Source organism: Clostridium thermosuccinogenes (assembly GCF_002896855.1).
Lineage (GTDB): Bacteria > Bacillota > Clostridia > Acetivibrionales > DSM-5807 > Pseudoclostridium > Pseudoclostridium thermosuccinogenes.
Map to the genome: position 1 here is coordinate 2,719,807 of NZ_CP021850.1, position 15,876 is coordinate 2,735,682.

The 15,876-nt window shown below is 43.2% G+C and carries 14 protein-coding genes; 1 reads left to right on the forward strand and 13 read right to left on the reverse strand.

Annotated features, from left to right (window positions below):
• Window positions 1–59: 59 nt before the first annotated feature.
• The 9 genes from CDO33_RS11830 to CDO33_RS11870 form a co-directional block, all read right to left on the reverse strand.
• Window positions 60–974 carry an N-acetylglucosamine kinase gene (locus CDO33_RS11830; RefSeq protein WP_103081780.1) on the reverse strand — a complete coding sequence of 305 codons (915 nt, stop codon included), beginning with the start codon at window positions 972–974 and terminating at the stop codon, window positions 60–62.
• Between the two features lie 491 nt (window positions 975–1,465).
• Complete coding sequence (locus tag CDO33_RS11835) at window positions 1,466–3,016, reverse strand: glycoside hydrolase family 3 protein (protein ID WP_242973904.1); 1,551 nt, start codon at window positions 3,014–3,016, stop codon at window positions 1,466–1,468.
• Between the two features lie 51 nt (window positions 3,017–3,067).
• Entirely contained in the window at window positions 3,068–4,264 is a 1,197-nt protein-coding gene (locus CDO33_RS11840) for an anhydro-N-acetylmuramic acid kinase (protein WP_103081782.1), read from the reverse strand.
• Window positions 4,264–5,121: a carbohydrate ABC transporter permease gene (locus CDO33_RS11845; RefSeq protein WP_103081783.1), complete on the reverse strand. Its 858-nt coding sequence runs from the start codon at window positions 5,119–5,121 to the stop codon at window positions 4,264–4,266. Before CDO33_RS11845 ends, CDO33_RS11840 begins: the two co-directional genes overlap by 1 nt.
• Window positions 5,122–5,142: 21 nt before the next feature.
• Window positions 5,143–6,060, reverse strand: coding sequence for a carbohydrate ABC transporter permease (locus tag CDO33_RS11850; RefSeq protein WP_103081784.1), 918 nt, complete (start codon window positions 6,058–6,060; stop codon window positions 5,143–5,145).
• Between the two features lie 266 nt (window positions 6,061–6,326).
• Window positions 6,327–7,814 carry an ABC transporter substrate-binding protein gene (locus CDO33_RS11855; protein WP_103081785.1) on the reverse strand — a complete coding sequence of 496 codons (1,488 nt, stop codon included), beginning with the start codon at window positions 7,812–7,814 and terminating at the stop codon, window positions 6,327–6,329.
• A 186-nt stretch (window positions 7,815–8,000) separates the two neighbouring features.
• Window positions 8,001–8,921, reverse strand: coding sequence for an N-acetylmuramic acid 6-phosphate etherase (murQ, locus tag CDO33_RS11860; RefSeq protein ID WP_103081786.1), 921 nt, complete (start codon window positions 8,919–8,921; stop codon window positions 8,001–8,003).
• A 485-nt stretch (window positions 8,922–9,406) separates the two neighbouring features.
• Window positions 9,407–10,270: a MurR/RpiR family transcriptional regulator gene (locus CDO33_RS11865; protein ID WP_103081787.1), complete on the reverse strand. Its 864-nt coding sequence runs from the start codon at window positions 10,268–10,270 to the stop codon at window positions 9,407–9,409.
• Window positions 10,271–10,506: 236 nt separating this feature from the next.
• Complete coding sequence (locus CDO33_RS11870; protein ID WP_103081788.1) at window positions 10,507–11,073, reverse strand: 50S ribosomal protein L25; 567 nt, start codon at window positions 11,071–11,073, stop codon at window positions 10,507–10,509.
• Window positions 11,074–11,296: 223 nt separating this feature from the next.
• Between CDO33_RS11870 and CDO33_RS11875 the strand changes: the two genes are divergently transcribed.
• Window positions 11,297–11,626 carry a YmaF family protein gene (locus tag CDO33_RS11875; RefSeq protein ID WP_274540091.1) on the forward strand — a complete coding sequence of 110 codons (330 nt, stop codon included), beginning with the start codon at window positions 11,297–11,299 and terminating at the stop codon, window positions 11,624–11,626.
• Window positions 11,627–11,839: 213 nt separating this feature from the next.
• Here CDO33_RS11875 and CDO33_RS11880 read toward each other — a convergent pair whose 3' ends face one another.
• From CDO33_RS11880 to CDO33_RS11895, 4 genes are all read right to left on the reverse strand, one after another.
• Complete coding sequence (locus tag CDO33_RS11880) at window positions 11,840–12,403, reverse strand: 50S ribosomal protein L25 (protein ID WP_103081790.1); 564 nt, start codon at window positions 12,401–12,403, stop codon at window positions 11,840–11,842.
• Between the two features lie 155 nt (window positions 12,404–12,558).
• The gene (locus CDO33_RS11885) at window positions 12,559–13,572 is read right to left on the reverse strand and encodes an AGE family epimerase/isomerase (RefSeq protein WP_103081791.1); all 1,014 of its coding nucleotides are present in this window, start codon (window positions 13,570–13,572) and stop codon (window positions 12,559–12,561) included.
• Window positions 13,573–13,589: 17 nt separating this feature from the next.
• Window positions 13,590–14,765 carry a glycosyltransferase family 4 protein gene (locus tag CDO33_RS11890; RefSeq protein WP_103081792.1) on the reverse strand — a complete coding sequence of 392 codons (1,176 nt, stop codon included), beginning with the start codon at window positions 14,763–14,765 and terminating at the stop codon, window positions 13,590–13,592.
• A gap of 67 nt (window positions 14,766–14,832) precedes the next feature.
• A complete protein-coding gene (locus tag CDO33_RS11895; RefSeq protein ID WP_103081793.1) occupies window positions 14,833–15,876 on the reverse strand; it encodes a nucleotidyltransferase family protein in 1,044 nt (347 codons plus the stop codon).

Here is a 15,876-nt window from a genome sequence, read left to right on the forward strand (position 1 = left end):
ACTTATAATATTATCAGAATTCTTAATGAACTAAAAGGATGGACATATCAAGCCCGTCATCATAACCCATTCCTTAACGCCATGAGTACGGCCCCGTAAGCTGCATCATTTTTAGGAGTGACGCATACCACCCTGGGATGCTTCTGCTGAATGGCATCAATAAATCCCTTGCCAATAAATTCATCCTTCTGCAAAATGCTGCCTGCCATTGCCAGAGAACAGTCTTCCAGTCCCAGCCTTTCAACAACAGGAGACACAAGCTTTACCAGTTCATCACAGCATTTTAATGCTATTTTCTGCGCAGCTTCGTCTCCCTCCGCAAGTGCCCTTGTCAGAATAGGGGCAAGAGCAGCAACATCACGTTTGTTTGTGTTCTTATGATATAAAAAACCAATAACTTCTTCTATGGTAGACACACCCAACTGCTCAAACACCATAGAGGTCAGGATGGTTTTATCTTCCCGCCCGTCATGGGATCGAACCATGGCTTTTAGAATATCGCGGCCTATAGCATATCCACTGCCTTCATCATCAATCAGATATCCGTATCCTCCCGTGCGATGCTCCTTCCCGGAATTATTCCTGCCGTAGCATATGGAACCGGTTCCGGCAATAAGTATGATCCCTTCAGGACTTCCCAACGCTCCGTAAAGTGCCGTTTGGTGATCGCCTGCAATAATGAGCTTACCTGCATATCCTGTCTCTCTCACGGTATTCTCCAAAAAAAGCCGGGCATCAGCATTGCTTATGCCTGCCGCACCGATGCAAACACTCTTTATGAAAGAAAGCGCTCCAACTTTAAGGGAAGCTTCAGAAAAAATCCCATGCAGATTTTTTCTCACATTTTCTGCAGATTCCCCATTTATGTTAATTGCGCCGGTTTTAAATACCGTCAGAATATTTCCTTGTAAATTCGCAGCGCATACGGTAGTTTTTGTGCCGCCTCCGTCTATGCCCAAAACATATCCGTCCATCCTTCAACCCCTCAATAATTTATATTAGATATTTTATTCCTCACTATCTTTAAGCTTTCAATACCTTTATGCCTTCGATATCTTCATGCTTTTAGTATTTTTCATTTTCAACATCAATTAACTTCTAAATTTTTACTTTCTGCAACTTTACTTTCAGTACCTTTGCTTTCAGTATCCTTACTTTTAACATCTTGCTCTCAGTACATTTTTACTTCCAGCGTCTTCTCCGCTTATTATCTTATACTTCCAACATCTTTAATTTAACATCTGTTCTTTTAGTATCTTTTATTTTCAGTATTCCTACTTTCAGCATCTTTTGCTTCAGTATCTTTCATTTTCAATATGCTTGCTTCTAATTTTTTTCTTACTTTCGATATCTTCTACTTTCAATATCTTTATCTTCAGTATCGCAATATTTTCTGCATCTGTACATCTTCAACATCTTTATGTTTTAAGTATTCTATATCACCTACATTCTAGACCTTTTTATTCTAAATTCTCACACTAATCTTCCCTGTCGGGGTTATTTCTCCCCTTATTACTTTTGCCAGAGTTTCCAGCGAAAGGGGCGTATACTCATATGTTGCAATTGCCGCCGCCTTTTGATCTATTTCCGATATATCATACGGATTTCCAAGAGCAACCGCTATGACATTGTCATGCTCCATGCAAAGCCTGTTGAGAATCTCAATCTGTCCTTTATGCAGACGCCCGTTATAAGTGCCAAACAGCACAGCATCCTTTCCCTTTGCAGCTTCAAGCACATGCTCCATATCCTTCTCCTGAGGCACAGTGCTTATCAGCAGGGACTCCCCTCCAAGCCATTCTGCCATGAAAGCCGGGAAACTAAATACATTGCTCACGGGGTTCATAGCATTTGTTGTAGGTTTTGCAGGAAATCCAATGGAAATGATGTTCTCGCTCTTCACCGGCAACTGCCCCCGGTTATCCCGTACCAGTGTAATGCTTTCACTGCTTATGCGCAAAGCCTGGGTACGATGAGCCTGGCAGCCCACCACAGAAAAATCCGTACTGTTTATGTCATAATCGGCATACCTCGATTTGAATTTGAGAACCTTGTCCACCGCTTCATCCAGCCTGTCTAAAGGCAACTCCCCGGACATGACGGCATTTTCAATTAGCTCTACCGCTTCTCTGACCAAACCTGCGGTATGGGATATAAACACCATGTCCACTCCGGCTTTTATAGCCTCCAATGCACCTTTAGCAGTACCATAGTATTTTTTTATCGCATCCATTTCCAGGCAATCGGTCATAACCAGACCTTTAAATCCCATATGACCTTTAAGCAGCCCAGTTATTATCGTTCTTGACATAGTTGCGGGATAATTTTCCTTCTCTATCTGGGGAAACAGGATGTGAGAGGTCATCACAGCTTCCGCTCCGCAGTCTACAGCATTCTTGAACGGCATCAGGTCAGTTCCCTCCAACTCGCAAAGCGGTTTATCAATTACGGGCAAATCCAGATGTGAGTCCACAGACGTGTCACCATGACCGGGGAAATGCTTCAGCACCGGCATAACACCGCTGCTATTCAATCCCCTCATCATCTCAATGCCATAAGAAGATACAGCATCAGGAGTATCACCATAGGAACGCACTCCGATGACGGGATTGGACGGATTGCTGTTTACGTCCATCACAGGCGCCAGATTCACATTTATTCCCAATGCGTGCAGCTCCCGCCCTGTTATTTCTCCTATAATGCGTGCATTATCCGGATTGCCTGTTGCGGCAACAGCCATTGCACCGGGCATATTTGTGCAGTCCTGCGTAAGCCGGGTAACCATTCCACCCTCTTGATCTATGGAAATAAAGGCGGGATATCCTGTTTGCTCCCTTATCAGCTTTTGCAGTTCAATATTAAGAGTCCTCACCTGATGTGCATTTTCTATATTTCGAGAAAACAGGATCACATTACCGACCTTATATTCTTCAACAAGCCGCATAAAATCTTCGTCAATCTTTCCAGCCTGGAAGCCTGTAAAGATCAACTGTCCTATTTTTTGCCTTAATGTCATAATCATCCCTGCCTTCGATTCTTAAATATTATTGGCATTACAGAAACTTAATCATAACGATATTTTTCCCATTACCACCGGCTGTCTTGCTCCTGTTACACCGGGCAGGTTGTTGGCCTCACCATGCACTGTCCGGTCGGCAAGGATGGCGAAAGCCACCGCTTCCTTTGCATCGCTGCTGAAGCCTATATCCTCCTGGGTAAGGGTTTCTATCCCGTACTGAGCCATCTCCCTGCGGATAAAATCCACCAGTACCGGATTATAGCTTCCTCCCCCACCGATTATCAACCTGTCGGCAGCACAATTATCCTTAACAAACCTGCGGTATGCGTCCGCTATGGACCATGCGGTCAAATAAGTAACTGTTGCAACTCCATCTTCATCAGATATTCCGCTGCTTCTCATGTATTCAAATATCCGATTTACATAATCTCCACCGAAGTACTCCCTCCCTGTGGATTTAGGCGGAGGTTGGGAAAAATAGGGATCATCTGTCAACATATTCAGAAGTTTTTCATTTATCTTGCCCGACCTGGCGATGACTCCTCCCTCATCCATCTTCTTTATGCCACCGGTAATCCTGCTCACCATCCCGTCAATTACCATATTCCCAGGGCCGGTATCAAAAGCGTACACCCGGTCTGGAGCACATCCTGCCGGAATTACAGTGATATTGCCTATTCCCCCTATATTTTGCAACAGTATATTCTTGTCCTTGCTTCGATACAGTATAAACTCCGTATACGGCACAAGAGGCGCACCCTGCCCTCCTGCCGCCATATCGGCAACCCTGAAGTCGGATACGCATACTATGCCCGTCCGGTTGGCTATTACCGCTCCTTCTCCGATTTGCACGGTATACCGTATATCATACCCATCCTGCGAGTCCACCTGGGGTGAGTGATAAATGGTCTGTCCATGGGAGCCTATGATATCGATATCCTTCGGAGACAGCCCTGCTTTCCTTATCACTGCCAATGCTGCTTCTGCAAACAATTCTCCCAGAAGAAAATTCATATATCCGATTTTATCCACCGTGGATTTATGAGGCTCGAAAAGCTCAAAAATCTTAAACCGGATATCTTCAGGGTATGGCATATTCTCGAAGGCGACAAGATTTGCCTTCAAATCTTCACCGGTACCTGTTATCTCCACGAGGGCTGCGTCAATACCATCGACAGATGTACCGGACATCAGTCCTACAACCCGACGGACTTCTTTTTTGGCAATTTCCATCAACCTGTGCATCAGCCTTTAACCGCTCCCACCGTAACACCTTCCAGGAAATATTTCTGGAGGGAAAAGAACAGTACAAACATCGGAAGGGCTGCGACTGTGGCCCCTGCCATCATAGGAGCAAAATATGTTGTATTGGCAAAACGGAAGTTGGACAATCCTACCTGTATGGTCTGCATTTTCATCGATTTTGTTATGAGAAAAGGCCAGAAGTAACTGTTCCAGTTATCCATAAAGGTGAGTATGGCCATAACGGCAAGCACAGTCTTGGATAGGGGAGCTATGATTTTGAAAAATATACGTCCCTGGCTGCAGCCTTCAATTTTAGCCGATTCTATAATCTCATACGGCAGAGAGGACAAAAACTGCTTCATGAGAAATATGTTGTATACCCCGCAGAGGCCAGGCAAAATCAACGCCCTATAAGTATCCTGCATTTTCAGCACGTTTACCACCAGCACATAGAGAGGCACCTGTACCACCTGATAAGGTACCATCATGGTGCAAAGCAGCATCCAGAAGAAAGCATTTCTTCCCGGGAATTTCACTTTTGCAAAAGCATATCCTGCCATTCCTGCAAAAATTACATTCGAAAGCATGATTGTCGTTGAAACAAACAGAGAATTCAACAGCCAGCGGTATGAATACTCACTGAAGTCGAAGAAAAACTTATAGGATTCCAGGGTAAAGCTTCGTGGAATCAGGTCATAGCTTACAGCCGCCGCCTCCAATGGAGGCCCAAAGGATGATATTATCATAAAGTATATCGGAAAAAGCGTTGCCACTGCAAACAAAAGCAAAAATACTATGGTAGCAGTTTTTCTGAGCACACTGGTAAACTTGTTTTTACTGTATGTTTTTATTGCCATGTCTATCTCCCCCTTACCCTGTCAATACTCCACATCTTCGCCAAAATATTTGAATTGAAGTACCGATATAACAACGATAATCAATGTCAATACCAGTGCCTGTGCCGACGCAACACCAAAATTGAAGTACGTAAAGGCGTTCCTGAAAATGAGAAGCCCGATCATGGTGGTAGCATTATTAGGTCCTCCTGATGTCATCAGATATGCGTTCATAAATACCTGGAAGGAACCGATTACACCGGTGACAGTCAGGAAAAGCGTGGTGGGCTTCAGCAGCGGAAATATGATATAGCGCACTTTTTTAAGAAAGGATGCGCCTTCAATGTCCGCAACCTCAAACAAGCTGTCCGGTATGCCGCCCAGGGCTGCCACATATATAATGATGCTCTTGCCATGGTTTCCCAGCCATGTCATCAGAAGCAGCGAGAGCATTGCGGTTTTAGTGGAACCAAGCCAGTTCTGGTTTGGTATACCGAATAGCGCCACCAACCTGTTGAGAAGACCTGCCGGCAGAGGATCAAAAATCCAAAGCCACACCAAGGACATGGTAACACCCGATGCCACTGAGGGAAGGTAGTAAATTGCCTTAAACATGGTCTGAAGCTTTTTTGACAATGGAAACATCAGGAGCGCTATGCCAAAGGAGATAAACAGATTCACCGGCACTGCCCCGATGGTATAAATAGTTGTATTTACAATCGATTTAAAAAAAAGTTCATCCTTTAGCAGAGCCTTATAATTCTCAAGCCCAACCCATTCCGAACCCAACGGTTTGAATTTTTGAAAGCTTATCAAAAAGGCACTGATCAGCGGGTATACGGTAAAAACCAAAAAAACCGCCATAGCCACGCTGATAAATATATAACCCCATTTATAGTCATCATTCATACGAAATCGCTTTCTTTTTTTTGCAGTTTTTGCACCGACTTGCACTTTCATAAGCCCTCCTTAACCTCTATAGCATACTTTTCTGTGACTAAAACCGCAGTCTTTCTGCTTCGTCTACCTTTCTACCTGCTGTCCTTTAGTCTAAATCAGACAGCTTACGCCCTGCTGTGTTCTTAATCGCTAGAATGCAGCCTTGGTAAAATATATTTCTTCCTGCTTAAAATATATCTTTTCAGGTAAAAGTTTTTGATAAGATTATATCCAGCCCGTCCCTGACTGGGCTGGATATAATCTGCTTTTACCGTTCGTAAATTGAATTATCTCACACCATCTTCACCAAATTCGGCAATAGCAGCCTTTTTGACTTCATCATACATCTGCTCAGGTGTGATCTCGTTGGCAAGCAACGCCTGGAACTTAGGCTTTATAACTTCCTCACGGATTTTTGTTGCTTTTGCTCCGAGTTCTGCAGAGATATCCGGACGAGGTTCAAATACTATTGAGGTGAGCTTTTCAGTCATGGCAAGGTTATCCGGATCGATGTCAACCTTTATGTTCTTGGAAGCTTCCCTTCCTGATTTAGTAATCTGGGCCAGGAACAGCTCATTTATAGCCATGGCTGCCACTTCACCCGAAGAAAGGTGATATGCAGCTTTGACAACATTTTTGACGTGTTCTTCGTCTACTTCCCTACCCTGCCGGAAGGTCAGATATCCGTCAACACCTCCGCCGGCAACCTGCGGATTATCACCCAGAGTTGGTGCAGGAAGCACTATGTAGTCAACATGGATACTGTCTTTTACCGCACTTGGGTCATTTGCATCCAGCTTTTCATTATTGGCTTTGGCTGAATTTTCAAATATCGGCATACCTTTTCCTGTAATCATGGTCTGTCCTGTAAGCATCATATTCCAACGCTTGCCGGCATCAATCGTATTGGATTCCTTAGGCATGGAACCATCGTCAATCAATGCCCTTACAAATTTGAGGACTTCAAGGAAGTTAGGATCGGTATAAGCATATTTTAAATCCTTGTCAAAAGGAGCAGGCATTCCTGCATTCATGGCAAGCATTTCAAGAAAATCCATTGCCGTTACACCGGAGCAAGCGTATACAAAACCATAACGCTTGATGGTGTCCCCCTCTTTTTTCACACCCTTTTTAACCATTTCCCTGAATTCATCAAATGTCCAGCCGTTTTTCTGTACGCTTCTCCAGTCTATTCCGGCTTCTTCAAGGAACTCTCTGTTACCTCCGATGGAATGCACGCCCATATAGAAAGGCAATCCATAAAGGCCGTCGCCATTCTTCATATACTCCAGAGTTTTAGGATCATAATCATCGAGTATTTCCTGTGTAACTGCCTTGGAAATATCCAGCAGCATCTCAGTGGACAAGTACTTTGAGATAGCACCGTTTGCCTGTCCCAGGAACGCAATATCCGGGGGTGATCCTGCATTAACCTGTATGTCCAATTTTTGTGACATGTCTTCCCAGCTTGCAGGCTCAACGGTAAGGGTAAGATTTGGGTATTTTTTCTGGAAAGAAGCTACGAAATTGGGAATTTCGTTTTGGAAATTTGGTGTGATAGGTGGTACCAAAGCTGTAATAGTATCGGGTGCATCGGATTCAGTAGTTGTTGCGTCAGATTTGGTAGATTCAGTGTCAGATGTAGATGGTGCGGCACTAGTAGTAGAGGTGTCCGAAGCCGTACTTGAATCTTTCTCTTTTGAGCAGCCGGTGAACACCATAAAAACCATTATCGCCGCTAGAAGCATTGATAAAATACGTGGGATTCTCCTCATGATTTGTTACCTCCATGTATTGATCTTTATTTCGCATTGCCCTGCAGGGCAAAAAGCGTTCTAGAGCCAATCATGTTGAAAAATGTTGAAACGCACCAGGTTCCAAACAGGATGCATGGTTGAAATTTAAGTCAACCATGCAAAAGACTTGTCTGAAAGTTAACACCCCTGCTTGATTTCACGTTTTCACAAACACTTCGTCATTTTTATCGCAGCGATGGCATCCTTTAGACGACCACCTTGCTCTTGCAGTATTTGCTTTCCTTCATCAAGCTGAACTCCGGTTTTTATCATCAGAATTGCCAGTTTTGTGTTGTCCTCCGCCTTTTGGAGATACTCCGCGGCAGTCTCATAATCAACCCCGGTCGCATGGCAGATTATCCTCCTTGCACGATCCCGCAGCTTTTGGTTGGTAGGCTTCAAATCCACCATCAGATTGCCATATACCTTGCCCAGCTTAATCATCACACTGGTGGTCAACATATTTAAGACAAGCTTCTGGGCGGTACCTGCCTTCATCCTGGTAGAGCCTATTATCACCTCGGGGCCTACGATGGGTGCTATGCATACATCACAAATCTTTGAAAGCTTTGACTCGCCATTGTTGGTAACCCCGACAGTCGAAGCACCTATCTTTTTTGCTGCATTTACTGCAGAGAGAACAAAGGGTGCTCCACCACTTGCAGTAATACCAACAATAACATCCTTGTTGGTGATCTGGTACTGATCAATTAGTTCCGCACCTGCCGCTTCATCATCCTCAGCTCCCTCTACTGCAGTTCGCAGTGCCACATCACCTCCAGCAATGATTCCTTGAACCATTTCTGGGTCAGTGCTGTAAGTCGGAGGACATTCAGAGGCATCAAGCACCCCGAGCCTTCCCGATGTGCCTGCTCCGACATAAAACATTCTCCCTCCGTTTTTAAGGGACTCATATATTATGTCTACAGCACGGGCAATATTGGGTATCTCACGTCTGACAGCAGACGGAACAATTGAATCCTGTTCATTAATTAGAAGCAAAATTTCCTGAGTGTTGCATTCATCGATATTTAGTGTTTGCTGGTTTACTTCTTCGGTAGTTAATTTGTGCAGGTAATTATCCAAGATCAGACCCCCAATGTTTTTCTAATTCTTTTACTGATCAAGTCTTTAAAACAGCAATAAATATTATGTGTACTATTAATGTTTTTATTCTTTTTGTAAACCTCACTCCGACTCACATAGCCAAGGAGCCGCGCTGAATGACATCAAGCCTTCAGCGTATGGGTCTGACAGCAATACAATTGGCAGACATTTTCCTAAATCCATACAGATCCTGCATGCAGTTTGAATCATAATTTGAAGCAGAACGATGCAATGTAAGAACCTGTGATGGTTTAGAATGTTAATCACTAAAATTCTCTTTCCAGTATCATTATATAATATTCTGCAGTGATGTCAAGCTAATTTTTGAAATTTTTTTTCTTAATGAAATGCAAAATCGACATAATGTTTCAAAAAGCAACTAAAAAGAAAGATGGAATTCCCATCTTTCTTGAATATATCAGTCTTTTGAATTAATATTTCCGATGTGTTTTTAAGAATCACTTTTATTTCACATGTTTATCCAGCAGCACATTGTGAGTCTTGTCCAGATACTTTTTAATGTTCTTATACTCCATGCTGGCAACCCCGGCGAAAAGAATGTCAATTATGGTGAGCATTGCAATTCTTGAACCCATAGCACCGCTTCTTATGGTAATTTCCGGTGAGGTAAAAAACAATGCGACATCTGCATTGGCAGATAAAATGTTCTTTCCATAGCGGGTTATTGAAATAACCGAAGCATCGGTTTCCTTAACCGTATTCAGTGTATCCACAATTTCAACTGTAGTTCCTGTGTTGGATATCATCACAGCTACATCATCACTGGTAAGCATGCTCGCTGAAGTCAACTGGGAATGTCCGTCGGTATATGCATGGCATATTTTGTTGATCCTCATGAACTTCTGCTGTGCATCCTGGCATACAAGCCCCGAAGCACCTATGCCGTAAAACATAATTCTATGCGCCTTTCTGAGAAGCTCCACTGCTTTCTCTACAGAATCTCTTTCTATAACCATCAGAGTATCTTCTATAGATCTGCAATTATTCAATGAAATGTTCTTAATAATCGTATCAAGATCATCCCCGGGCTGAATATCGGTATACTCTTTTCCGCTGTCCTGCGCTCTGGAGGCAATCTCGGCAGATATGCTCACCACAAATTGCCTGTAACCTTCAAAGCCCAAGGTTTTGCATAGGCGCACCACGGAAGCATCACTGGTTTTGCTTTTCATAGCCAGCTTGCTGACTGAATAGCGAGGAACGTCCTCCGGAAAAGCCAGTACATACTCCGCCACCTTTCTTTCCGCAGGAGTAAGGCTTTCTTTGATTTCTCGCAGCTTCAGCAGTACATTGTCTATTGCGGCCATGTATTATACTTCCTTTCCCATACTCACACCGGAGTCATGCATTATAAATTTATAATTAGATTATACACTTTTGCATCAATATTTCAATGTACTTCTTCCTCTTTGAATTAATTTTTTTCCGCCCAGGCTGCGCCATTATTCAGTTATACACACTTTTCAAGGTTTCTTTATGAGTTTAACTCCTTACTGTCATCGCCAGTCCTTCAGAAAAATGGCTGTAAAGCGTTCTCAGCCGCTTAACCGGCAATTTCAGCTTCCGATTCATGGACAGCCTGTGCAACCTGAACCACTACTTCATTCTGTCTGGACAGGAGCTTTATGCCTTCGGGCAGGACAATGTCTCCCATTACGAGAGTACTACCTTCTTTCATTAATGAAACATCCACCTCTATATATTCGGGCAAATCTTTCAATATACCCTGGATCACTATTTCATTCCTGTTGATATTTAAAACCAGGTTATTTTTCAAGAGATACTCCTTTCCTTTAAACTTAAGAGGCACTTTTACTTTCACAAGCCTGTCCTCGGAAGAAGCATAAAACTCAATATGAATAGGATTTTTAATTATCGGATCCCTCTCTATGTTCTTTATGACACAGGACAGCTCGCTGTCATTAATTTTCACCTTGGTTTTGGAACCTATGAAATGGTCTTTCAAGAACCTGTTCAGTTCCTTCTCTTCGATCTGGATATCGATATTGCGTTCAACTCCTGGTCCATAGATGCTGCAGGGAACATAACCCTGTTTTCTGATTCTTTTTGCGCAATCCGTCCTTTCCATAGCTTTTAGCGAAGTAATCATAAATCAATCCCTCCTGTTTTATCCTTTGTCCTTATTCTTAATCCACATTTCAAATGCCGCTTTTGCGGCATGCGAAGGTTTTCAGCTTAAGCAATTCCGCTGTCCAAATTTTCCTTCTTCTCCATTGCTAATTTTGCACCAATATTCCCCGGCTTATTCGTCGGCTCCGGATATTTTTTAAGTATGATGTTATATATGTATAGCAGCTAATAACATTCACAAAATTGCATCTGTTTACATAACATTATTATGTACGGAGGTGTTATTTATGCATTCACATTCCTTTTCAGGTTATACTTCATATAATAATGGCCATAGGCATTATTATATGGGAATGACAAGCATCAGTCCTGATGTTCCGGGACATATTCATTATATGGCCGGATATACCTCTTTTGATGACGGCCACACTCATGCCTACCGGTCTGCCACCGGACCGGCCATATATATTGGCAGCATGCACTACCATGGGTACAGAGGAACGACCGGGATAGCAGATCGGCACACCCATAACTATGATGGAAGAACATCATCTTACTATGGAATGCACTAGAAAATCCTCCTCCAAAGGAATGAACAGTATATAAAAATAGCTGCTCATCAAGAGCAGCTATTTTGTTTTGGGTTAGTTTATTGATCAGAATAAATGATTGCTATTTTCGAAAGGAGTCAAGGCACACAATATTTCGCTTATTTTGTTTATATTAAAGAGTTTGCTTGTAATTGTGCAATCATTTCAAACAAGCCATTCCGTCGATTATATAAATCAGGCAATTTCATCCTCCGATTCATGGGCAGCCACAGCAGCCTGAACCACTATTTCATCCTTCCTGGACAGGAGCCTGATGCCTTCCGGCAGAGCAATATCCCCCATTGCAATTGTGCTGCCGTCTTCCATCGACGAAACATCTACCTCTATAAATTCAGGCAGATCTTTCAATATACCCTGGATCTCTACTTCATTCCTGTTGATGTTCAAAACCAGGTTATTTTTCAAGAGCAGTTCCTTTCCTTTAAACTTAAGAGGCACTTTTACTTTTACAAGCTTGTCTTCGGAGGAAGCATAAAATTCAATATGAATAGGCCTTTTGTTTATCGAATCCCGGTCTATGCTCTTTATGACGCAGGGCAGCTCGCTGTCATTAATTTTCACCTTGGTTTTGGAGCCTATGGAATGGCTTTTCAGGAACTTGTTCACTTCCTTCTCTTCGATTTGAATTTCAAGATTGTGTTCAACTCCTGGTCCATAAATACTGCAAGGAACGTAACCTTGCTTTCTGACCTTTTTTGCGCATTCCTTCCTTTCCATAGCTTTTAACAAAGTAATCATAGATTGATCCCCCCCATTTCATCCTTTGTCCTTGATTTTATTCAAATTCTCAACACTTCTTTTTATGGCTATGCAAAGGTTTTCAGCTTCAATCGCTCCCCTTTGCCAAAATATTTTTCTTTTTCCACTGCCATTTTGGCACCAGCTTTTCTGGATTATTCATTGGCTTCAGATATTTTCAAATACGATATTACATATGAAATGAGGCTTTCAGCTCCCTTGTTCAGATTCACTCCATCATAGGTAAGTCCATCAAAGCAGCCTCCGGTTTCCCTGTCAACAAGGCTGATTCCCTTAGTGTTGGCACCCTCATACCATTCATGGCACCTTTTTGCCTTTTGCAGGTATTTCCTTTTACCTGTCGCCTTATAGGCTTCCAGATAGGTCAGTACTGATTCACAGGCTTCCACCGGCTGTTCATCGAACTCAGCCGGACGCTCGCCCTTCAAAAGCCACCCATTGCATCCCACCGGCTTGAAGTATCCGTCCTTGAAGGTTACTCTTTCAAGAAACTCCAGGCTTTCCTCCGCCACATCCAGGAATTTCTTTTCTCCGGTGACCTGATATGCAGCTATAAGGGACCAGGGAATGACGCTGTTGCAATATGCCACTATATCCTCAAACCATTTCCACTCTCCATCCCTGGACTCCTCATAATGGCGGCAGAGGGACCGGGATAAATCAAAAACGAGATTTCTTGCCTCTTCGCCTTCAAGGTAAGAAAGACCTATGGCGGAGTATGCTTTTGCCCTCGGTGAATTTAGGGAGGTTGCATGGGGCATGGCATTCTTTAAAATATGCAAAAGGCTGTGTTTAACTCCCTGAGGCGTATGTTCATTGGAAACAGCAAAACCCAGCGCCCACAGGCACCTTCCGAAGCAGTCTTCCGATCCTTCCTCTTCGAGCCATTTCCTGTCATATCCCATAAAGTTTCTGAATTTGCCTTTTTCATTTTGAGCATTTAAAATGAAGGAAGAATACCGGTATATAAGATCCATATATTTCTTCTTTTTATATCTCTCATACAGCATTATTGCCATAATCAATGCCCTGGCATTGTCATCGGTGGTATAGCCATGCTTAGGGTCCGGCAAAGAATATTTTGAGTGCTGCAGCATTCCGGTATCATCCGTCATCCGGAAGATGTGGTCATCCTTTAAAACATCCATGGAACAGAGCCCCTCCATCATACCACCATGCTGTCTGAAAACTTCAGCTCTTCAAGGGTGTCTATAAATAGCTTGGTATAATGATTTGCAATATTTCTCCACATCATCGTCCTGCCAACACTCAAAGTTTTTCTTTCCATTTCCTTCTTGGCTTCGGGGTTATCCAGCACATACATGATGCGATTTGCCAGCGAATCCGCATCTCTGAAATCTGCCAAAAGACCTCTGCCGTCTGCCAGCATTTCTTTCGCATAGCTGTATGGAGTGGATACGATAACCCTTCCATATCCGACGGCATAAGCTAGAGTTCCGCTAACAGCCTGATCTTTTCCAAGGTACGGTGTCATGTATATGTCCGACAGCTGGAGGTAGCGTATGATTTCATCCTTGGTAAGATATTTGTCCACGAACCTAACATGTTCTCTGATACCAAGCTTGTCTACCATTTCCACCAGCTTCTCCCTGTATGCTTCTCCCGATTCCTTTTTAACGCAGGGATGAGTCTGGCCTAGTATCAGATAGACAATATCCTTATGCTTCCTTGCCACCTTCGCAATAGCTTCAATTCCATACTCCAGTCCTTTTCCCGGACTTATGAGTCCAAAGGTGCTGACAACCCTGCGGCCTGAAAGACCATATTTTTCTTTCAGCTTCTCCCTTGATTCCAGGATTCTGTCAGGTACGCCATGGTGTATCACTTCTATCTTTGAAGTAGCAATATCATAGACGCTTTCCAGGATGGGCCTGGTGTTTTTTGCCATAGTTACAATCTTTGCGCTTTTTTTGCCCAGCAGTCTCAATATCTCCTTCTGTTTTTCCGACGGATCAGGGAGCACAGTATGTAGCGTTGTGACAATAGGTATTTGCAGCCTGTCAACAAGATCAAGGATGTACTCCCCTGCTTCTCCCCCAAAAATGCCATATTCGTGTTCTATCACAAGCAGTTCTATTGTGGAATTATTGATAGCTTTTGCTGTGTTTATATAGCTCTCCCTGTCATGCTGCCAAAGCTCCATGACAACCCTGTCGCTGTAGCTGTAATCATTATTGCTCACAGCAACAACCTTCGGATTGCTCAAAAGCTCGACCTTGTCAAGCTCCCTTGCTAAATCCTGGGTAAAGGTTGCCAGGCCGCATTCCCTGGGAGGGTAAGTGCTCAAAAATGCCACATTGCGTATTCTATTTGAAACCATCTCAAAACCTCCTATCTGATTGCAAAGGGACATCGTCAATGTCCCCTATTGCCACTTAAGCTTTTTTCTATACCGCTATAGGATGACTGAATTTATCAGTCAAAATGGCATTGTACTTTTCGCTGTTTCTATCAACCCTGCAGTTGGACATGACCACTGAGTTTATCAACGATGCGCCGCTTCCAACATTAACATTGTCCCAAACCACGCTTCCGATTACCTTTGCTCCCATTCCTACAGAAGAGTTATGGCACAGTACGGTATAGGGACCAACTACAGCAAAGGCCCCTATTTCAACATTGTCCCCTATATATACAGGCCCAGCTATTCTTGCTCCATGGCTTATCTTTGCTGTATTGCTTATACACTGCGGATTTTTATTAAAGTCATGACTGCCAATTTTCAAAGTTCCCCCAAGGATGTCCTTGTGAGCCTTGAGATATTTTCCAGGTGTACCAAGGTCAAGCCAATAGGAGCAGCGGTTATATGCCGCCAGCTTAAATCCCTTTTGAAGGAGCATGGGAAATATCTCCCGCTCAATGGACACTGCCCTGCCGGAAGGAATTTCCTCCAAAAGCTCCGGCTCAAATATATATACCCCGGCATTGATCAGATTGGAGCTGCTTTCGTGGGGTTGAGGTTTTTCCTTAAAAGTAGTAATGAAGCCATTTTCATCATGCTCAATCACCCCGTAAGCTGACGGATTTTCCACCTGTGTTACTGCAATGGTTGCCAGAGCTCCTTTTTCCTTATGAAAACGTATCATTTCAGAAATATCGATATCACTTAATATATCAGCATTGAACACCAGAAAGGTATCATCGAAAAAGCTTTGGGCATTTTTAATTGCTCCTGCAGTACCCAAAGGCACATCCTCGGAGATATAGCTGATTCCTATTCCCAGCTTTCTCCCGTCCTCAAAGTACTTTTCGATTTTGTGAGATTTGTAGCATGTGCTTAAGACAACTTCATCAACACCATGCTTCTTCAAATTTTCAATATTTCTTTCCAACAGAGGCTTACCCATTATCGGCACCATCGGCTTGGGTAAGTCGTTTGTTATTGGCTTTAAACGGGTACCAAACCCACCTGCCAAGAATAATGCCTTCAT